This is a genomic window from Stenotrophomonas sp. YJH_SMC_33, assembly GCF_059372295.1.
Map to the genome: position 1 here is coordinate 45,843 of NZ_JCAFVJ010000015.1, position 20,714 is coordinate 66,556.

Here is a 20,714-nt window from a genome sequence, read left to right on the forward strand (position 1 = left end):
CAAGGATGGGTCTTGTTAGCCCGGCAGTGCTCCTTGCTTCCTCCTCTACTTCTCATCTCTTCAGTAGGGTTAGGTAAAAGCGAATGCACAAGATCAATATCATCGCCGCTCTGATGCTGGCCGCCGCTCCGCTGGCCGCCAACGCCGCCGACGGCACCATCACCTTCAATGGCAAGGTGACCGACAAGACCTGCACCATCTCGACCCCGGGCGGCAAGGACTTCGCCGTGACGCTGCCGACCGTGTCCAAGAACACCCTGGCCACCGCCGGCGCCGTTGCGGGCCGCACCCCGTTCGCCATCAACCTGACCAAGTGCAGCGCCGGCAACGTCGCCACCTACTTCGAGCCGGGTTCGACCGTCGACTTCAACAGTGGCCGCCTGGTCAACCAGGCCTCGGCCAACGCTGCCACCAACGTGCAGCTGCAGCTGCTGGGCTCGAACAACCAGTTCCTGCCGATCAAGGCGGCTGGTGCTGGCCTGGCCCAGACCAACTCGCAGTGGGTCACCGTCGGCACCGACGGCTCGGCCGACCTGAACTACTACGCTGAGTACTACGCCACTGCCGCCGCCACCCCGGGCGACGTCACCAGCAGCGTCAAGTACACGATCATCTACAACTGATCGCAGTCATGCCCCCACTGGCCGGCGTTCGCGCCGGCCGGTGTTCCGCGGCCGCTGGCCACACCCCTCGAGCGTAGTACTTCCGATGAAAGCATTCTTTCCCCGGGCGCTGCTGCTGGCAGCGTTCACGCTGCCCTTCTGCCAGAACGCACTGGCCGGCGTGGTGGTCAATGGCACGCGGGTGATCTATCCGGCGCAGGCGCGCGAAGTCACCGTGCAGGTCGACAACGTGGGCGATTCGCCGGCGCTGGTGCAGGCCTGGATCGACAGCGGCGACGCCAACCAGACCGCCGATACCAGCGATGCCCCGTTCGTGCTTACACCGCCGATCGCGCGTGTCGAGCCGGGCCGCAGCCAGGCGCTGCGACTGATCTTCTCCGGCGCGCAGCTGCCGACCGACCGTGAGTCGGTGTTCTGGCTCAACGTGCTGGATGTGCCGCCGTCCCCGGACAACGCCGAAAGCGGCGAACAGAATTACCTGCAGGTCGCGTTCCGTTCGCGCCTGAAGCTTTTCTACCGGCCGCAGGGCCTGAAGGGCGTCGCCAACGACGCGCCGGCAGCGCTGCGCTGGACCCGCAATGGCGACCGCCTGCGGGTGGAAAACCCGAGCCCCTTCCACGTCACTCTGGCCGAAGTACATGCCGTGACCGGCAGCAGTGAAAAGGCCGTCGAGGACAAGGGCGCGATGGTCGCGCCGAAGCAGAGCCTGGAGTTCGCCGCACCGGCGGGCACCGACCAGGTCCGCTTCATCACCATCAACGACTACGGCGGCCGGGTGGAACACACCATCCGCCTCGGCAGCACCGGGGGCTGAACGCGCCGCGCCGGCCCCTGGCCTGCGCATCCCGCCACCGCCGCTGTGCGGCGAATTGAAGGAATGTCAGTGTGATCGGAAACAGATTGACATTGTCGATCCATCAGGCGCTTTGCCTGTTGGTTGCTGGTGTGGCCTGCCCAGGATGGGCGCTGGCTGCCCCGGCCAATCTCGGCGAACAGGCGCTGATGGCGCAGAGTGGTGCGGCCAATGCGCGTGCACCGGAATCGGCCCAGTTCAACTCCAGCTTCCTGTCTGGCCAAGCCAAGCAGGTCGACCTGGCGGCCTTCAGCAACGGCAATCCGATGGTGGCCGGCAACTATCGTGTCGACGTCTACGTCAACGGTGCCTGGCAGGGCCGTCGCGATCTGCAGTTCAAGGCCGATGCGCAGGGCCGTGTCGACGCCTGCCTGCCGCTGCCGATGCTGGAAGAAATGGGCGTGGACAGCGAGGCCGTGCTGCTGCAGCAGGATCCGTCCGTGCCCACCGACAAGACCAGCTGCGTGCCGGTCCAGCAGCGCATGGCCAATGCCTATGGTGTCTATGACAGCGGCAACCTGCGCTACGACCTCAGCATCCCGCAGGTGTTCCTGCGCCGTGAGGCGCGCGGCTACGTCAACCCGGCGCTGTGGGACCGTGGCATCAATGCCGGCTTCGTCGGCTACAGCTTCAACGCCATCGACAGCAACAGCCGTGTGGAAGGTGGCCAGCGCAACCGCAGCGCCTACCTCGGCCTCAACGCCGGCGTGAACCTGGGCGGCTGGCAGTTCCGCCATGATTCCAACCTGACCTGGTCCGAGGGTGACGGCCGCCATTGGCAGAGCATCGCCACCTACGCACAACGCGGCATCCCGCAGGTGCGCGGCATGCTCACCATCGGTGAGGCCTACACCACCGGTGAACTGTTCGATTCGATCGGCTACCGCGGTGCCAGCCTGGCCAGCGACGACCGCATGCTGCCCGATTCGCTGCGCGGTTACGCGCCGGTCGTGCGCGGCATCGCCGAGACCAACGCGCGCATCGAAGTGCGCCAGAACGAGCAGCTGATCTACTCCTCCACCGTGTCGCCGGGCAGCTTCGTCATCGACGACCTGTACCCGACCGGCTACGGCGGCGATCTGGAAGTGAGCGTGATCGAGGCCGATGGCCGCCGCCGCGAATTCAAGGTGCCGTTCGGCTCGGTGCCGCAGATGCTGCGCGAAGGCGTGTCGCGTTACTCGCTGACGGCCGGCCAGGTGCGCAACAAGCTGCTGGCCGATGAGCCGTGGCTGGTGCAGGGCACCTACCAGCGCGGTATCGGCAACCAGTTGACCCTGTACGGCGGCAGTGCACTGAGCGACGGCTACCTGTCGCTGCTGTACGGCGTCGGCCTGTCCACGCCGGTTGGCGCGTTCGCCGCCGACGTCACCCACGCACGTACGACGTTCGACCACTACGGCAACCACACCGGTGCCAGCGTGCGCTTGAGCTACAGCAACATGATCGGCGAGACCGGGACCAACCTGACCCTGGCCGCCTACCGCTATTCGACCGAAGGTTTCTACAGCCTGCAGGATGCGCTGTACGGCCGTGACTCGGACACGCGCGGCATCGATCCGACCACCCGTGGCCGTCAGCGCAGCCAGTTCCAGATAACGCTGAACCAGCCGCTGGGACGTCGCGGCGGCGCGCTGTACGTGACCGGTTCGGTGCGTGACTTCTACGACCGTTCCGGCACCTCCAAGCAGTACCAGATGGGCTACAACAACGCCTGGCGTTCGGTGAACTACGGCTTCTCGGCGCTGCGCACCGAAGAGGGCGTGCTCGGCCGTTCCGACACCCAGTACCTGCTGTCGATGAGCGTGCCGCTGGGCCGTGGCACTCACCCGGTATCGTTCAGCGCCGACCTGGGCATGCGCGATCGCGGTGGCTACGACAACAGCCGCGTCGGCATCACCGGGTCGGCCGGCGTCGACAACAACTTCAGCTACGGCGTGGCGCTGTCCGATTCCCGCGAGGGTGGCACCACGGCGGTCGGCAACGCCGAGTACCGCAGCCGCTACTCCGCGTTGAACGCGACCTACAGCCACTCGCGTGATTTCCGCCAGGCCTCGGTCGGTGCCAACGGCAGCGTGGTCGTGCATCCGGGCGGCTTCACCTTCACTCCGCAGCGGGGCGACACCATGGTGCTGGTGGAAGCGCCGGGTGCGCGCGATGCGATCGTCAGCAACGCCCCGGGCCTGCGCGTCGATGGCCGCGGCTACGCGGTGGTCCCGTACGTGTCGCCGTACCGCCTCAACACCGTCACCCTCGACCCGCAGGGCATGGCCCATGACGTCGAGCTGGAAAGCACCAGCCAGTCGATCGCGCCGTTCGCCGGTGCCATCAGCTACCTGCGCTTCGATACCCGCAAAGGCAATGCGCTGCTGATCCAGGTACGCAATGCCGATGGCCGCAGCATGCCGTTCGGTGCGCAGGTCAAGGATGAGCAGGGCCAGCCGGTGGGCATGGTCAGCCAGGGCGGCCGCCTGTACGTGCGCAGTGAAAAGAGCCAGGGCCGCCTGCTGGTGGAGTGGGGCGCCGGTGCAGACCAGCGCTGCACCATCGATTACCAGGTTCCGGCGGGCGCCGATGCGTCCAAGACCGGCTTCATCCCGCTGGAGGCAGCATGCCGATGATTTCTTCCCGCAGCCGCACGCTGCTTGCCGCCATGGCCGTGATGGGGGGTATCGCCGTGGCCAGCCCGGCGTTGGCGACCTGCTATATCACCCAGCAGGGCTTTGTCGCGCAGGACGTGCAGATGGACATGGGGCAGATCGTGATCCTGCCCAGCCTGCCCGTCGGTGGTGTGATCAAGGAGTTGATCGTGCCGATCAACCAGCGCGACAGCATCGGCTACTGCGATCGCTGGGGCGGTAGTGCCAACGGGCGTTTCGTCAACGCCGCACAGCAAAACGCAGTCCCGGGTTTCAGCAACGTCTATGCGACCGATGTAGCGGGAGTGGGTATCCGTGTCTATCGTGATTCGGGCACCATCCAGACCTACTACCCGCACACGCTGCAATTGGGGGGCAACCGGACGTTGACCCTCAATGGTGGCCGCTTCCGCGTGGAGCTGATCAAGACCGCCGCGCAGACGGGCTCGGGCATCATCGCGCCCAACGGCCGCTTCACCACCTACTATCTCGACGGCGACGGTCCTGGCCGTCCGGAGCTGACCTCGACCTTCAAGGGCTCGGGCACCACCGTGGTCAGCCCGACCTGCGAAGTGCAGGCCGGCAGCCGCAACATCGCCGTCGACTTCGGCAGCGTGCCCAACACCACCTTCACCGGTGTCGGCTCCAAGGCCGCTGATCGCGATTTCGAGATCCGCCTGAACTGCCAGGGCAGCAACGTGGCCGCCTACCAGAGCAAGATCGGCATCCGCCTCGACGCCGACCAGGACAGCTCGAACATGCCGGGCGTGCTCAAGCTCAGCGCGGCCAGCAACAGCGCCACGCGCATCGGCATCCAGATGGTCCAGCGCGACGGCAGCACCGAGCGAGAAGTGCGCTTCGGCCAGACCATCAACGTCGGCACTACGGCGCCGGGTACCAGCGTCATGGCGCTGCCGTTGCGCGCGCGCTATGTGCAGACCCAGGCAGGTACCGTCGGTGCGGGCACCGCCAACGGGCAGGCGACGTTCACCATCCAGTACGAGTAGCGCAGGTCTCCCATTGCTGAGTTTGGAGCCTCCCCCCCCCCCGCTCCGCGGGGGGGGCGTTGACTGCGTCTTGATCCCGCAGACGTGAAGATCAGGGCTATCATTGCCGTACAGACACATGAATGTGATGTGCGTCATGGAAATGATCCCCTCTCCACTGCAGCGCCCCCGCTGCCGGGCCGTCGGCCTGGGTGAGGGGCAATGAAAGGATCCGGCGTGCCAGCAACACACCTTGCCATTGCCGGACTGCCCACCGAACTGGTGGAGATGCGCAGCGGGGGCCTGTATTGGGTCGTTGCCGCGGGCAGCGCGCCGACGGATCTGCTCGGTGCCGGTGTGCTGGCCACGGCCGACGCACTGGATGAGGCCGTGCTGGTCACGCTGGGGCGGGGGCCCGAATCGATGCTGACGCTGCTGCCGGCCGATCAGGGGCCGGCCCGCCTGCGGCTGTTCCAGCGGTCGCATCACGGCATGCAGCAGGCGCTGCGCGGGCTGACCGCCGATCTGCCGCGCACCGCCTCGGTGCGCACCCGGCTCAGCGTGGTGCAGTTCCCGGTGGCGGCGCTGGACGGCTGGGATGATGCCCGGCTGGCGCGCTGGTGCCAGCAGCTGCAGGACTGGGCCGGGCAGGCGCAGCAGGTGCTGCTGTTGCTGTGCCATGGCGAAGTGGCGACCCTGGCCCCGCGCCTGTTGTCATTGAACCGGAGCTGCGCCGGTGTGGCCCAGTTGCATCCGCATCGTGGTGCCCTGCAGCTGCTGCTGCACTACTGGTCCAACAGCCATGGCGTGGTGGCCCAGCGATCGTTCGGCGTCGAGCAGGAAAGCCGCGGGCTGCGCCATCTGGCCGAGGCCGATGCCGCCGGGACTGGGGTCGATGCCACCAGTGGCAGTGATCGCGATGTCTTCCTGGCCCAGACCGAAGTACTGGACGGTGCGCCGCCACTGTCGGCAGCCTGGCACCTGTATGACGGCTGGGCTGGATTGTTGCCGGCCGCGCTGCAGGCGCGCGAGGCCACCGTAGTGCTGGCCATCGACGAGAACGCCAAGGTGGATGCACTGGCCCGACTGCTGCACCGCCTGCGCCGGGAACGTGGCAATGCCCTGAAACTGGTGGTGCGCGAGCTGCAGCCCTGCCTGCGCTACGCTGATGAGCGGCTGCTGATGCAGTGCGGCTGCAGCCTGGTAGTGCCGTCAGCCACGCCGTTGCCGCGCCTGCTGACCCTGCTGGAAACCGTGCAGCGTCAGCGTTGGCAGGGCCAGCTGGCTGACGATCCGGAGCCGCTGATCCGTGCGCATCGGCCGCCACCGGTAAGCGGCCTGGTCAACGCCGCACGCTTCCGCCAGATCGCTGGCGAACGCATCGACCAGGACGGCAGCGCGGTGGAAAGCGCCGTGCTGGCGTTGCAGCCGGTGGCCGGCCTGCGCGCCGAGCAGACGTTGCAGCAGCTGCGCATCCGCCGCCAGGGCGATCTGGCCTGTGTCTACCGCGGGCAGGTGCGCCTGTTCCTGTTCGGGTGCCGGCGTGATGCGGTCGAACAGGCCCTGGGCAATCTGTTCCGCCTGCCCTGGCGGGAGCTGTTCGATGGCTACCAGCGTCTGGCCGAATACGACATTGCAGCGATGAACGCCGGCAGCAGCGATCCGGAGGCCGAGGTCCTGCCCGAAGCCCCCGCCGTGCTGCCGCCGGTGGCCCCGGCGCTGGAGGCGCCTGTTTTCACTGTCCCGAAGCCGCTGCGACTGGGAGATCGCGCATGACCACCGACCAGCAACTCTGGACCCTGATCGTCGCCTGTGCGCTCGTGATGATTCCCTTCGGTGCCATGCTCGGTACGCTGTGGCGTGCGCTGGGCCGCCGTGCCGCGCGCTGGCTGCCCCCTCGCCACCTGCGCCGCGCCGGTGTACGCCTGCGTGCGCCGCGGGGGGCTGCATGAGTCCGCAGGTGGCTCCCGCATCGCCCTTCGCCTGGGCCGACCTGCGCGGCTGGAACCTGTATTTCCTGTCCAAGGTGGTACTGGCCTGGATGGGCGCGCTGGATCTGAAGATCCTGCCCAACCTGCTGTTCCTGGGCGCGCTGCTGGTTCCACTGCGCTGGCGCTGGGCACGCATCGCGCGTACTGTCGCTGCGGTACCGGTGGGCGTGGCGCTGTACTACCAGGACACCTGGTGGCCGCCATTCCGGCGCCTGTTGGTGCAACCTGGCGTGCTGGACTTCTCGGCGGATTACTGGCTCGAGCTGGCCCAGCGCTTCATCAACTGGCAGATGGTGGCGGTACTGGCGATGCTGGTGCTGGCCTACGTACTGCTCAAGCCGTGGCTGCGCATCACCACTCTGAGCGTGCTGGGCATGCTTGGCCTGGCTGTGATGGCGATACCGATGCCGGCGGGTTGGAACTGGGGGCAGGGTACCGCCACCGCGGCCACCACCAGCGTCGCAGGCACTTCAGGTGGCGGCCTGCCGCCGGCCAACAACGAGACGCTCAACGCATGGCTGGCAGGCTTCTACCAGCAGCAGGCCAGCCTCAAGACCAGCTTCCCGGCACCGGGCAGCGGCGCGCCGTTCGACGTCATCATCCTCAACATCTGCTCGCTGGCATGGAGCGATCTGGATGAAGTGGGGCTGCGCCAGAACAATCTGCTCGACCACATGGACGTGGTGTTCGACGACTTCAACTCGGCAACCGCCTACAGCGGCCCGGCGGCGATCCGCCTGCTGCGCGCCAGCTGTGGCCAGACCTCGCATACCGGGCTGTTCGATCCGGTGCCGGCCGAGTGCCAGCTGTTCTCGAACCTGCAGCGTCTGGGCTTCCAGAGCGAGCTGGCGATGAACCACGACGGTCACTTCGACGACTTCATCGGTGAACTGCACCAGTACGGCGGGCTGCAGGCACAGCCGATGGATATCAGCGCGTTTCCTAAAGCGCTGGTGGCGTTCGACAAGTCGCCGCTGCGCCGCGATGGCGATGTGCTGATGGCGTGGTGGAAACAGCGGCTGGCCGGGTCCAGCCAGCAGGTGGCGCTGTTCTACAACACGATTTCGCTGCACGATGGCAACCGCATCGTCGGCGCCGATGGCCGTTCGAATGCCGCCGACTACAAGGCACGTGCGGAAATGGTGTTGGGCGACATGGCCGGTTTCGTCGATGCGGTGGAGAAGAGTGGCCGCCGCGCAATGATCGTGGTGGTACCCGAGCATGGCGCGGCCCTGCATGGCGACCGCATGCAGATTCCGGGCATGCGCGAGATTCCCAGCCCGTCGATCACCCACGTGCCGGTGGGCGTGAAGCTGATCGGCATGGGCGCGCCGGCGGCCGGCGGCCCGCGTCATGTCCCCGAACCGAGCAGCTACCTGGCCGTGTCCGAGCTGGTTTCGCGCGTGTACGCGCTCAACGCCCAGTCGCCGCCGAGCGAGCGCAACTGGGACAGCCTGCTGAAGGGGCTGCCGCAGACACCGTCGGTGTCGGAAAACGAAGGCGCCAAGGTCATCGAGTACGCCGGCAAGCCCTGGCTGCAGCTGCAGGGCAGCCAGGCCTGGAGCCCCTACCCCGAGGAGGCACGCTGATGCCTGCCGACATCCTTGCCGTACCGGTCACGCTGTCCGTGGAAGAGGACGATATCGACCTGCTGCGCCGCAGCCTGGGCATGCCGGGGCTGCCCTACGTGGACTTCTCTGCCCAGCATGAGCGTGCCCAGGCGCTGGCGCGCTGGCCGTTGCTGGCCGAACTGGAGCCGCGCCGATGAGCACCGTGCTGTCGCTGCAGGGCATCCATGGCGGAACCGGTGTCACCACGGTGCTGGCCGCACTCGGCCAGGGCTTGCACGCGCAGGGCCAGCGCGTCCTGCTGGTCGAATGCAGTCCGGACCAGATGCTCGGCCTGCACCTGGGGCTGCCTGCCGACGTGGACAACGGTTGGGGGCGCGCGCAGCTGGACGGCACGGACTGGCGTGATGCCGCCTACGCCGTTGCAGCAGGACTTGCGGTGCTGCCCTATGGTCGCGTCGATAGCGAGGCCGCAATGCGCATCGAACAGCAGCTGCAACAGGCACCGGGCACCTGGGCCGAACGCATTCCGCTGCTGGAGACCCAGTTCGACTGGATCCTGTTCGACCTGCCGCAGCGCCTGCCGGCGCATGCAGCGGCCATCAACCAGCACGTGCGCTGCACGCTGCCGCTGCGCCTGGCCTGTGTCGATCCGGTCAGCCACGTGTTCCTGCAGCGGCAGCCGGAGGACACACGCCTGTTGCTGGCCAACCGCTATGACCCGGTCATCCCGGTGCAGCGCGATCTGATGCAGCTGTGGCTTCACGCGCACGGCCCGCGGCTGGTGCCGCAGCCGCTGCACGAGGATGCGCGGGTGCCCTCCGCGCTGGCCAGCAAGCAGCCACTGGGGCGCTATGCGACCGATTCGCTGGCCGCTGCCGATGTCGATGGCCTGGTGTTGTGGTGCCTGGCCGAGGCCGCACGGCGCCAGCCCGTTGCGGGGACACGCTGATGGGCGCCCGCGTCTACTACCTGGACTGGGGGCGCCTGCGCGAACGCGTGCATGCGCCTTGGCCAACCCGCTCGCTGCTGTGGCTGCTGCAGTGCGTGGGCTGGGCGTTCCTGCGCCTGGAAGGGCCGGCATGGCAGGCACAGGCCCCGCGCCTGCGCAACGCCTTCCCGCAGATCCAGGGTGACCGCCGCTGGCGCCCGGGCGATCCACTGCGGTTGTTGATCCAGGCCATGTGGCTGTCGGTGGTGCGGTTGGTACCGCAGCCCTCGCTGAGGCGGCAACGGTTGGCCCGGGCCCGTCGCGAACGCATTGCCGAACTGCGCGGTGCGGCCGGTCGCGGCCGCCTGCGCTACCTGCGCGCCATGCGCGATGCACCCAGTGAATTCTGGAACAGCCGCGTGGCGGCATGGTTCGGCCGGAAGATGGGCAGCCTGTCGCCGCGTTCGCGGCACCTGCTGACCCTGCTGGTCGGGTTGGCCACGCTGGGGCTGGCGGCGCTGTGCATCACCCAGCCGTTCACCTATCTGGCGCAGTTCGTGTTCGTGGTGCTGCTGTGGGCCATCGCGCTGCTGGTGCGGCGCATGCAGGGGCGCTATGCGACGCTGGTGCTGGTCGTGCTGTCGATCACCGTGTCCTGCCGGTACCTGTGGTGGCGCTATACGGCCACGTTGAACTGGAACAGCACCTTCGACCTGGTCTGTGGCGTGGTGCTGCTGGCGGCGGAAACCTACTCGTGGCTCGTGCTGATGCTCGGTTACGTGCAGGTGGCCTGGCCGCTGCGGCGCCGCCCGGCGCCGTTGCCGGCCGATATCCGCCAGTGGCCGACGGTGGATGTGCTGATCCCCACCTACAACGAAGACCTGGCGCTGGTGCGGCACACCGTGTACGCGGCGATGGGCCTGGACTGGCCGGCCGACAAGCTGCGCCTCCACATCCTTGATGATGGCAAGCGCGAAGAATTCCGCGCATTCGCCGAGCGCACCGGGGTCAACTACATCACCCGTGCCGACAACCGCCATGCCAAGGCCGGCAACCTCAACCATGCGTTGACCCTGATCGATGGCGAGCTGGTGGCCATCTTCGACAGCGACCACCTGCCGGTGCGGTCGTTCCTGCAGATCACCTGCGGCTGGTTCCTGCGCGATCCCAAACTGGCGCTGGTGCAGACCCCGCACCACTTCTTCTCGGCCGATCCATTCGAACGCAACCTGCAGGTGTTCCGCAGCGATCCCAACGAAGGCGAGCTGTTCTACGGCCTGGTGCAGGACGGCAACGACCTGTGGAACGCGGCGTTCTTCTGCGGCTCCTGCGCGGTGCTGCGGCGCGAAGCCATCGATGCCATCGGCGGGTTTGCCACCGAGACCGTCACCGAGGATGCGCACACCGCGCTGCGGCTGCACCGCAAGGGCTGGAACTCGGCCTACCTGCGCATTCCGCAGGCGGCCGGCCTGGCCACCGACAGCCTCGGCGCGCACGTCAACCAGCGCATCCGCTGGGCGCGTGGCATGGTGCAGATCTTCCGCATCGACAACCCGTTGCTGGGCAAGGGCCTGAGCCTGTTCCAGCGCTTCTGCTATGCCAACGCGATGCTGCATTTCCTGGCTGGCATTCCGCGCCTGGTGTTCCTCACTGCGCCGCTGGCGTTCCTGCTGCTGCATGTGTACATCATCTACGCACCAGCGCTGGCCATCCTGTTGTTCGTGGTACCGCACATGGCCCACGCCAGCCTGACCAACGCACGCATCCAGGGCAAGTACCGGCGTCCGTTCTGGGGTGAGGTGTACGAGACGGTGCTGGCCTGGTACATCGCACGGCCCACCACCGTGGCGCTGTTCAGTCCGGGCCGCGGCAAGTTCAACGTCACCGACAAGGGCGGTACCCAGGCCGGCGATCGTTTCGACTGGCGCGTGGCGCAGCCCTACCTGGTGCTGGCGCTGCTGAACGTGCTGGGCCTGTGCTTTGCCCTGTGGCGCTTCGTGCACGGCCCACTTGACGAGCGTGGCACGGTGATCGTGAGTTCGCTGTGGGTGCTGTACAACCTGCTGATCATCGGCGGTGCGCTGGCGGTGGCGGCCGAAGTGCAGCAGGTGCGACGCACGCATCGCGTCACCACCCGTCTGCCGATGGCGCTGCAGGTGCCCGATGGCCGCCGCCTGCGCGGCGTGCTGCAGGATTACTCCAACGATGGCGTGGGCGTCGAACTCGGCGAAGACGCACAGCTGGCCGAAGGCCAGCGCGTGCAGGTGCTGCTGGGGCGGGGTCGCCGCGAGTTCGCATTCCCGGCGCGCGTGCAACGCACGGTCGGCCAGCGACTGGGCCTGCTGCTGCTGTTCGAGGACGAGCGCCAGCGCGTCGAGTTCGCCCAATGCACCTTCGCCCGCGCCGATGCCTGGCTTGACTGGCACGCCGGTTACCAGCCCAAGAGCCTGCCGCGCAGCCTGTGGAGCGTGCTGGTCCTGGGCTGGCGCGGCTACCGGCGGATGGGTGATTTCGCACCGTTCGACCTCGACCGCCCCGCACATTGGAACCGTCGCCTGCTGCGATGGCTGGCCAGTTTTGCTCCGCAACGTCCGCTTCCTTCCCACCCGGCTGACCCAGCCGCTGATCCAGGGCTTCGTCCATGACCCGTCCGTCCTCTCTGCGTTGGCTGCTGCTGCCCCTGCTGGCCCTGCCCGTGGCGTCAGGCAACAGCGCGCCTGCCCCGGCGCCGGTTGTCCCTCCCACTACCGCGCCTGCCGCTCCGCCGGCGCCGGGGGTGCCGGCCGCGCCAGCCACCACGCCTGCCACCGGTACCGAGCCCGCGCTGGCGCAGACCTGGGCGGGCAGCGCCTGGCCCTGGCAGCGGCAGAACACCTTCGCGCAGCTGGGGCGCCGCCAGGACACGCTGCTGTCGGGCGTGCGCAATGCCACCACCTTCGAGTTCCAGGTCCGCCGTGATCGCCTGGTCCGCGATGCCGAGCTGGATCTGAGCTTCACGCCTTCACCGTCGCTGCTGCCGACCCTGTCGCACCTGCGGGTCTATCTCAACGACGCGATGATGGGCGTGGTGCCGATCAGCAACGAGCAGCTGGGCCGCCCGGTGCAGGCCAAGCTACCGCTGGACGCGCGCCTGATTGCTGATTTCAACCAGGTCCGCCTGGAGTTCGTCGGCCACTACACCGACATCTGCGAAGAGCCGACGCACAGCTCGCTGTGGGTCAATCTCTCGAGCAACAGCACGCTGCGCCTGGGCGGCCAGCCGCTGGCGATGCAGGACGACCTGGCCAACTTCCCGCTGCCGTTCTTCGATCCGCGTGATACAGCACGGCTGGAACTGCCAGTGGTGTTCGCCGCTGCGCCGAGCCTGGCACAGCAGCGGGCGGCGGCGGTGATGTCCTCGTACTTCGGCAGCCTGTCCGGCTGGTGGCGCCAGGCACGTTTCCCGGTCAGCTTCGGCACGTTGCCGGACAAGGGCCACGCGGTGGTGCTGGCGGTCAACGGCAGGTTCCCGCCGGTGATCGCCAACCATGCCCCGGTGAACGGCCCGATGATCGAACTGATGTCGCTGCCGGAGGATCCGCAGCGGAAGCTGCTGCTGGTGCTGGGCCGCAACGATGACGACCTGCAGAAGGCCGTGGCTGCGATGGCGGCCGGCAACGTGCTGTTCCGCGGCCGCCAGGTCAGTGTCGATGAGGTCAAGCCACTGGCCCCGCGCAAGCCGTACGACGCACCGAACTGGGTACGCACCGACCGCGCCGTCCGCTTGGCTGAACTGCTCGACTATCCGCAACAACTGCACGCCAACGGCGTGTCGCCGCAGCCGATCACGGTCAACCTCAACCTGCCGCCGGATCTGTTCATCTGGCGCAACCAGGGTATTCCGCTGAACCTGCGCTACCGCTACACGCCGCCGTTTGGCAGCGATGAGTCGCGGCTGGGCGTGGCGATCAACGACCAGTTCATCTCCAGCTTCCCGCTGGTGCGCCGCAACGGCAAGCAGGGCCTGGAGGAAATCCGCCTGCCGGTGCTGGCTGGCGATGCCGGTGCCGATGACGGTCGCCTGCTGATTCCGGCGCTCAAACTGGGCGACCGCAACCAGCTGCGTTTCGATTTCAACTTTGCCAGCGTGATGGGCAGTGCGCAGCGCGATCATTGCCAGACCGTGCTGCCGCCCAACCTGCAGGCAGCGATCGAAGACGACTCGACCATCGACTTCTCCGGATTCCATCACTACATGGGCCTGCCGGACCTGTCCGCGTTCGCGCTCAGTGGATTCCCCTTCACCCGCATGGCCGATCTGTCGGAGACTGTCGTGCTGGTGCCGCCCCAAGCCAACGAGGCACAGGTCAGCCTGCTGCTGAACCTGATCGGTGGGCTGGGCGTGCAGAGCGGCTATCCGGCCTATGGGCTGCGCCTGTCCGATGACTGGAAGCAGGCCAGCGCGCTGGATGCGGACCTGCTGATGCTGGGTGCCCTGCCGGCCGAACTGCGCGGTAGCCAGCAGCTGTCGCTGCTGATCGACGACCAGCGCACGCGCCTGCTCAATGGCCAGTCTCCGTCGCCGCAGCAGGCGATGGAACAGGCCCGCCGTGGCAGCCGCGATGGCGATCCAGCGGTGACCGAAGTGGCAGTGAGCGCGCAGGCACCGTTTGCCGCGATCATCGGCATGCAGTCACCGACGCATGCGCAGCGCAGCATCGTTTCGCTGGCCGCCAGCAATGCCGCCGACTACGGCCTGCTCCACGATGCACTCAGCGATACCGGCAAGCGCGAAGCCATCGCCGGCTCGGTGGCGATCCTGCGTACCTCGGGCATTCACAGCCAGTTCGTCGGTGATCACTACTACGTTGGCGCGCTGCCGTGGTGGCTGCTGCTGTGGTACCACCTGGCCGACCACCCGGCGCTGCTGGCGGTGCTGGCCACGCTGGTGGTGCTGATGGTCGCCTTCCTGCTGTGGCGCGCGCTGCGCTGGGTCGCGGCCAAGCGCCTGGACCCGGGGCACTGATGGCACGTACGCGGCATCCGCTGGTCACCGCGTCCGGCCTCGTCCTGTTGGGACTGGCCGGTGCCGGGCCCTGCGCGGCGCAGGCCTTGCCCGATACGCCGGGCGGAACCGTCGCCGAGCAGCGCCAGTGGCTGTTGCAGCAGGTGCGCATCGGTGAGGCCACCGGTCGCCAGAGTCTGATCGAAGACGCCCTGGCGCGGCTGCGCATGCTGGCACCGGATGATCGCGGCACCTTGGTGGCGATCCTGGAAGTGCAGCTCTCGCAACAGAAGCTGCAGGATGCCGAGGCGACCCTGAAGCGCCTGCGCGAGATCGGTACAGGTACCCGTGAACTGGCCGCCGGCGAACGCCTCTGGAGGGCCTACCGCGGTGATCTGCAGCAGGATCTGCAGCAGGCGCGCCTGTTCGCTGCCGGTGGTCGCAGCGCCGAAGCGCTGGCGATCTACCGCCGCCTGTTCAACGATGATCCACCCGGCCTGCAGCTGGGCCTGGAGTACTGGCGCCTGCGCGGCGGCCAGCCGGATGGGCGTGCACAGGCGATCCGTGCGCTGGGCGAACTGGACCGCAGTTATCCGGGCAATGTGCCATTGCTGCAGGCGCTGTCGCAGATGCTGTTCGCTGCCGGCCGCGATGCAGAGGCGCTCGCCGCGCTGCAGCGCATGGGGCGTAATCCGGAGGCCCGCGGCATGGCGGCGGACGCCGAATGGGCCTACCTGAAGGATCAGCCGGCCGACGACCGCAGCGTGCGCCGGCTGCAGGACTTCATCACCCGCAACCCAGCGTTTGCCGACATCGCGTTGGTGCGCGAGCGCTACACCGACCAGCACAAGCGGGTCAGCGACCCGGCGTGGCGCGCCGGCCTGCGCGGCCAGCAGCTGCTCGACGCAGGTCGCAATGCAGAGGCCGAGCGCGCTTTCCTGCAGGCGTTGCGCGGCTATCCGCGCGAGCCCGACCTGTTGGGGGGGCTGGGCATGGCGCTGATGCGCCAGGGCCGCCGCGAGCAGGCCATCAGCTATTTCCAGCGTGCGGTGCAGGCCACCCCGGCCGGCGACAGCAACGACAAGTGGCGCGACCTGATCGCCAGCACCCGCTACTGGCTGCAGCTGGACCAGGCCGATGCGGCGCTGGCGGCCGGCCGGCTGGACGAGGCCGAGCGCCTCTATGCGCAGGCGCATCGCCAGCAGCCCCGCGACGTCAATGCTGCACTGGGCCTGGTCGACGTGGCCGTGGCCCGCGGTGACGACGCCGCAGCCGAACGCCAGCTGCAGGTTGCGCGGCGGATGGCGCCCAACGATGCCAACGTGATCCGCAAGCTGGTGCAGCTGTACGGCCGCACCGACCCGCAGCGGCTGGAAGCCTTCATCAACGCATTGCCCGCTGCGCAACGCAGGTTGTATGCCGAAGACCTGCGCCAGCTCCAGATCAGCCGCCTGCGTGAGCGTCGCGAGCAGGCGCTGGCTGCCGGTGATGCGACCACCGCGATCATGCTGGGGCAGAAGCTGCGCGGCGAACTGCCGGGCGATGCATGGCTGGCCTATGCGCTGGCCAACGAGCTGCGCGCCGCTGGCCGGCAGGACGAGGCCGACGCGGCGGTGGCCGACATGGCCACGCATAACGACAGCGCCGAAGCGCGCTACGCGCAGGCGCTCTACCTGTCGGGATCCGATCGGCTGCCGCAGGCGCTGGCGGTACTCGACGCGCTGCCGCAGGCGAAGTGGAACGACGACATCCGCGCGCTGTCGGCGCGCCTGCAGCGGCAGCAGCTGGTCGATCATCTGTGGGATCTGCGTGCGCAGGGCAGGGAGGCCGAAGCCATCGCGCTGCTGCAGCAGCAACCGCCCAGCACCGACAATGATCTGATGATGGCCGAGTGGGCGCGCCTGCGCGGCGATCACGCGCAGGCGCTGCACTACTACCAGCGCGTGCTTGCCGCACAGCCGGACAATGTGGATGCGCAGCTGGGCCAGGTCCAGGCCTGGATTGGCACCGGCGATCTGGCCAGCGCACGCCGCCAGATGCACGACGCACCGCCGGCAGTGGACGATGACGAGATCGGCCAGCAGCGTCAGCTCGCCACCATCTGGACCGACCTGCGCGAGGACACGAAGGCCCTGGCGATCCTGCGCGCGTTGCTTGCGCGCAAGACCGGGCCCGACGCACAGTCCTGGCGTGATGCGGCACGGCTGGTGCGCCGCGATGATCCGCAGCAGGCGCTGGACATGTACGCGCAGGCGATGGCCGACAACGGCGTGTTGGCTCCCGGCCAGGTCACGCCGCGCGACAACCGCGCGTTGACCCTGGCCAGCCGCGAGACAGCCGGCGATGACTGGTTGCGGCGCAGCCTGCGCAGCGATGTGGAAACCCTGTACCAGCAGGAGAATCCCACCCTGACGGTGATGCAGGACACCGGTCGCCGCAGCGATGGCACGCCGGGCATTTCGCGGCTGTCGCGCGATACCCGCATCGCGCATCTGGACGCGCCATTCGCCGGTGGCCTGGGCTGGGCGCGCATCGAGCAGGTCAGCTTCGATGCGGGCCGCTTCCAGACCGATGAGAGCGGCGCCTACGACGAGGATTTCGGCAGCTGTGACCTGGATCTGCTGCAGGCCGACGACAGCCGCCTGCGCGCACCGGGCTGCACCCGCTTCGTGCACCAGCGGCGCACCTCCGGTGCCGGCTTCGCCGTCGGCTGGCGCACCCTGGATGACCGCTGGAACGTCGATATCGGCCACACCCCGTCCAACTACGTGGTCGGCAACTGGCTTGGCGGTGTCACCCTCAATGGCGACCTCGGGCGCTTCGGCTGGGGCGCCACGCTGTCGCGGCGGCCGATGACCAATTCGCTGCTGTCGCAGGCCGGTGCGGTTGATCCGCGCAGCGGCATCAGCTGGGGCGGCGTCACCGCCAACGGCGTGACCTTCAGCCTCGGCTACGACCAGGGCGGCCGCGATGGCGTGTGGTCGAACTGGAGCTGGCATCGGCTGACCGGGCACAACGTGGTCGACAACACCCGCGCACGCGCGATGGTGGGCTGGTACCACAAGCTGATCCAGCGCCCCGACATGCGGCTGGATGTGGGTACCACCGCGATGTACTGGCGCTACCAGAAGGACCTGGGCGGCTACTCGCTGGGCCAGGGCGGCTACTACAGCCCGCAGCGCTATGCATCGCTGAGCCTGCCGGTCAGCTTTGCCTGGCGCAACGACGTGTGGTCGGTGCGCCTGGATGGCTCGGTCAGTGTGTCCAGTGCGCGTACCTCGTCGATCAGCCGTTTCCCCGACCAGGCCTTGATCGAGCGCGTGATTGCACAGCTTGAGCCGCAGTACGGCCCGCTGCGGCTGGACGAGGCCGGCCTGTACACCGGTGACAGCAGCAGCACGGGCACCGGGTACCGCCTGTACGGCGCGGTGGAGCGCCGCCTCGGCGACCACTTCGTGCTGGGCGCTGCCGGCACCCTCCAGCGCAGCCGCGATTTCTCGCCGAATTCGTTCCAGCTCTACCTGCGCTACACCTTCAAGCCCTGGCAGGGAAACCTGCCGCTGCCCGTATCACCACTGGTGCCGTATGGCGAATTCCGCTGACCTGCGGCGACGGCGCCTGCTGCAGGCGGTCGCCACGCTGCCGCTGCTCGGCGTGTGCCGTGTGCAGGCCGCGCCCGACGCGCGCTGGCCGGCGTGGCAGGTACTGCTCGACAGCAGCCTGAGCCGCGACGGGCGCATGATCGATCGCAGCCAGGACGATCAGCGCAGCACCTCCGAAGGCCAGTCCTATGCCTTGTTCTTCGCCCTGGTCGACAACGACCAGGCGCTGTTCGACCGCATCCTGGGCTGGACCCAGGACAACCTTGCCGGTGGCGACATGGGCAAGCGCCTGCCGGCCTGGCTGTGGGGACGCGATGACGCCGGCGCCTGGCGGGTGCTGGACGACAACCCGGCCTCGGACTCCGATCTCTGGCTGGCCTACGCGCTGCTGGAAGGCGCGCGGCTGTGGCGCCGTCCGGCGCTGAAGGCCATCGCGGAGGGCATGCTGGTGCAGGTGCGGGCGCGCGAGATCGTGGATCTGCCCGGGCTCGGCCCAATGCTGTTGCCAGGCCCACAGGGGTTCATTGAAGGGGACGCCACGCGGGTCAACCCCAGCTATCTGCCACTGCCGCTGCTGCGCCGCTTTGCGGCGGAGGATCGCAGCGGGCCGTGGCAGGCGCTGGCGCGCAACAGCGTGCAGTTGCTGCAGCAGAGCAGCCCGCACGGGTTCGCACCGGACTGGGCGGCGTGGAAAGGCGATCGCTTCGTCGTCGATCCGGTGCGCGGTGCGGTCGGCGGCTACGACGCCATCCGCTGCTACACCTGGGCAGGCATGACCGCATCGCGCGATCCGTTGTTCCGCGCGCAGCTGGCGGCGCTGTCCGGACCGCTGCAGCGCCTGCGCAGTGGTGCACCGATGTGGGAAAAGATCGACACCCGCAGTGGCCAGGGGCAGGGCGAAGGCAACTACGGATTCCGCGCGGCCCTGCTGCCCTATCTGATCGCGCAGGGCGAAGCGGAGCGCGCGCAGTCGCTGCGGGCCAGCCTGCCCAGCGCCGAGCAGCAACGCGCCGATGCACCGGCCTATTACTCGCAGATGCTGGCCCTGTTCGGCGTGGGTTGGGCCGAAGGACGCTGGCGCTTCGCCACCGACGGCCGCCTGCAGCCGCGCTGGTAGCTGCAGCGCTGCGGGGTCAGGTACCTACGCAGCGCAGTGGGCTCCGACCGACCCTCAGCCAGGCATCATTCCAGCGCGTAGCGCAGGGTGAACAGCACCGCCACCAGCCACACCGCCGGATGCACTTCGCGCCAGCGGCCGGTGCCCGCCTTCAGCGCGGCATAGGCGATGAAGCCGAAGGCCAGGCCGTTGGCAATGGAGTAGGTGAACGGCATTGCCAGCGCACACAGCGCGGCCGGCACCGATTCGGTCAGGTCGCTCCAGTCCACCTCCACCAGTTCGCGCAGCATCAGGCCGGCCACGAACAGCAGCGCCGGCGCGGTGGCATAGCTGGGCACCATCGACGCCAGCGGCGAGAACAGCAGCGCGGCCAGGAACAGTGCCGACACCACCAATGCGGTCAGGCCGGTGCGGCCGCCCACCTGCACGCCCGAGGCGCTTTCGGCAAAGGCCGTGGTGCTGCTGGTGCCGAGCACCGAACCGGCCACGATGGCGGTGCTGTCGGCCAGCAGCGCGCGGCCGAAACGCTTCTGCGCGCCGGGCAGCTTCAGCAGGCCGGCGCGACCGACCACGCCGTACAACGTGCCGGTGGCATCGAACACTTCCACCAGCACGAACACCAGCACCACCTGCAGCAATACGGCGATCGGCGCACCACCGTCATGGTGCAGCAGGCCCGGCAGGTCCAGCTGCAGGAAGGTCGGCGCCAGGCTCGGCGGCAGCGAAACCAGGCCCTGGTACTGCACATCGCCCAATGCCCAGCCGGCGCCGGTCACCGCGAGGATGCCGATCAGGATCGCACCACGCACGCGGCGCGCTTCCAGCACCGCGATCAGCAGGAAGCCGGCCAGTGCCAGCAGCGGCGGCGCCGTGTTCAACGGTCCCAGTGCCACCAGCGTATCTTCATTGCCGACAATCACGCCGGATTTCTGCAGCGCGATGATCGCCAGGAACAGGCCGATGCCGGCCACGATGGCCGAGCGCAGCGACGAAGGAATGCCCGATACCAGCCATGCCCGAACGCCGGTCAGTGACAGCACCAGGAACACCAGGCCGGAGATGAACACCGCCGCCAGCGCCTGCTGCCACGGCAGGCCGGCAGCACCAACCACGGTGAAGGCGAAGAACGCGTTCAGGCCCATGCCCGGTGCCATGCCGACCGGGAAGTTGGCGGCCAGCGCCATCACCGCCGAACCCAGTGCAGCAGCCAGGCAGGTGGCCACGAACACCGCGCCGGCGTCCATGCCGGTGGTGCCGAGGATCTCGGGGTTCACGAAGACGATGTAGGACATCGTCAGGAAGGTGGTGACACCGGCCAGCAGCTCGGTGCGCACGGTGGTGCCGTGCTGCTGCAGCTGGAACAGGCGCTCGAACAGGGACATGGGGAATCTCGACCCGTTGGTGGTGGGTACCGACCGTTGGT

At 68.2% G+C, this 20,714-nt stretch carries 14 protein-coding genes; 13 read left to right on the top strand and 1 reads right to left on the bottom strand.

The features are described 5' to 3' along the window. The first annotated feature begins 83 nt into the window (after window positions 1-83). From AC5P9W_RS17890 to bcsZ, 13 genes are all read left to right on the top strand, one after another. On the top strand, window positions 84-623 hold the full coding sequence (locus AC5P9W_RS17890) for a fimbrial protein (RefSeq protein ID WP_019661017.1): 540 nt from the start codon (window positions 84-86) through the stop codon (window positions 621-623). Between the two features lie 85 nt (window positions 624-708). Further along, complete coding sequence (locus AC5P9W_RS17895) at window positions 709-1,437, top strand: fimbrial biogenesis chaperone (protein ID WP_111098854.1); 729 nt, start codon at window positions 709-711, stop codon at window positions 1,435-1,437. Between the two features lie 92 nt (window positions 1,438-1,529). Then, complete coding sequence (locus tag AC5P9W_RS17900; protein ID WP_111098853.1) at window positions 1,530-4,094, top strand: fimbria/pilus outer membrane usher protein; 2,565 nt, start codon at window positions 1,530-1,532, stop codon at window positions 4,092-4,094. Continuing rightward, window positions 4,085-5,119 carry a fimbrial protein gene (locus tag AC5P9W_RS17905; protein WP_021203174.1) on the top strand — a complete coding sequence of 345 codons (1,035 nt, stop codon included), beginning with the start codon at window positions 4,085-4,087 and terminating at the stop codon, window positions 5,117-5,119. Before AC5P9W_RS17900 ends, AC5P9W_RS17905 begins: the two co-directional genes overlap by 10 nt. Before the next feature lie 216 nt (window positions 5,120-5,335). Continuing rightward, complete coding sequence (locus AC5P9W_RS17910) at window positions 5,336-6,874, top strand: BcsE family c-di-GMP-binding protein (RefSeq protein WP_111098852.1); 1,539 nt, start codon at window positions 5,336-5,338, stop codon at window positions 6,872-6,874. Beyond that, on the top strand, window positions 6,871-7,050 hold the full coding sequence (gene bcsF, locus AC5P9W_RS17915; protein WP_021204326.1) for a cellulose biosynthesis protein BcsF: 180 nt from the start codon (window positions 6,871-6,873) through the stop codon (window positions 7,048-7,050). The genes AC5P9W_RS17910 and bcsF overlap by 4 nt, the downstream gene beginning before the upstream one ends. Further along, window positions 7,047-8,678: a cellulose biosynthesis protein BcsG gene (gene bcsG / locus AC5P9W_RS17920; RefSeq protein WP_031270787.1), complete on the top strand. Its 1,632-nt coding sequence runs from the start codon at window positions 7,047-7,049 to the stop codon at window positions 8,676-8,678. Before bcsF ends, bcsG begins: the two co-directional genes overlap by 4 nt. Continuing rightward, window positions 8,678-8,857, top strand: coding sequence for a cellulose biosynthesis protein BcsR (gene bcsR, locus AC5P9W_RS17925; protein ID WP_021204328.1), 180 nt, complete (start codon window positions 8,678-8,680; stop codon window positions 8,855-8,857). Before bcsG ends, bcsR begins: the two co-directional genes overlap by 1 nt. Beyond that, entirely contained in the window at window positions 8,854-9,609 is a 756-nt protein-coding gene (gene bcsQ / locus AC5P9W_RS17930) for a cellulose biosynthesis protein BcsQ (protein WP_021204329.1), read from the top strand. Before bcsR ends, bcsQ begins: the two co-directional genes overlap by 4 nt. Then, window positions 9,609-12,233 (top strand): UDP-forming cellulose synthase catalytic subunit, encoded by a 2,625-nt coding sequence (bcsA, locus tag AC5P9W_RS17935; protein WP_495219382.1) that lies wholly within the window; start codon window positions 9,609-9,611, stop codon window positions 12,231-12,233. Before bcsQ ends, bcsA begins: the two co-directional genes overlap by 1 nt. Further along, on the top strand, window positions 12,230-14,593 hold the full coding sequence (gene bcsB, locus AC5P9W_RS17940; protein WP_219634192.1) for a cellulose biosynthesis cyclic di-GMP-binding regulatory protein BcsB: 2,364 nt from the start codon (window positions 12,230-12,232) through the stop codon (window positions 14,591-14,593). Before bcsA ends, bcsB begins: the two co-directional genes overlap by 4 nt. Further along, the gene (gene bcsC, locus AC5P9W_RS17945; protein ID WP_495219383.1) at window positions 14,593-18,174 is read left to right on the top strand and encodes a cellulose synthase complex outer membrane protein BcsC; all 3,582 of its coding nucleotides are present in this window, start codon (window positions 14,593-14,595) and stop codon (window positions 18,172-18,174) included. The genes bcsB and bcsC overlap by 1 nt, the downstream gene beginning before the upstream one ends. After that, entirely contained in the window at window positions 18,158-19,291 is a 1,134-nt protein-coding gene (gene bcsZ, locus AC5P9W_RS17950) for a cellulose synthase complex periplasmic endoglucanase BcsZ (RefSeq protein WP_021204333.1), read from the top strand. Before bcsC ends, bcsZ begins: the two co-directional genes overlap by 17 nt. Before the next feature lie 65 nt (window positions 19,292-19,356). Here bcsZ and AC5P9W_RS17955 read toward each other — a convergent pair whose 3' ends face one another. Then, window positions 19,357-20,673 carry an NCS2 family permease gene (locus tag AC5P9W_RS17955; RefSeq protein WP_019661030.1) on the bottom strand — a complete coding sequence of 439 codons (1,317 nt, stop codon included), beginning with the start codon at window positions 20,671-20,673 and terminating at the stop codon, window positions 19,357-19,359. Window positions 20,674-20,714 lie beyond the last annotated feature (41 nt).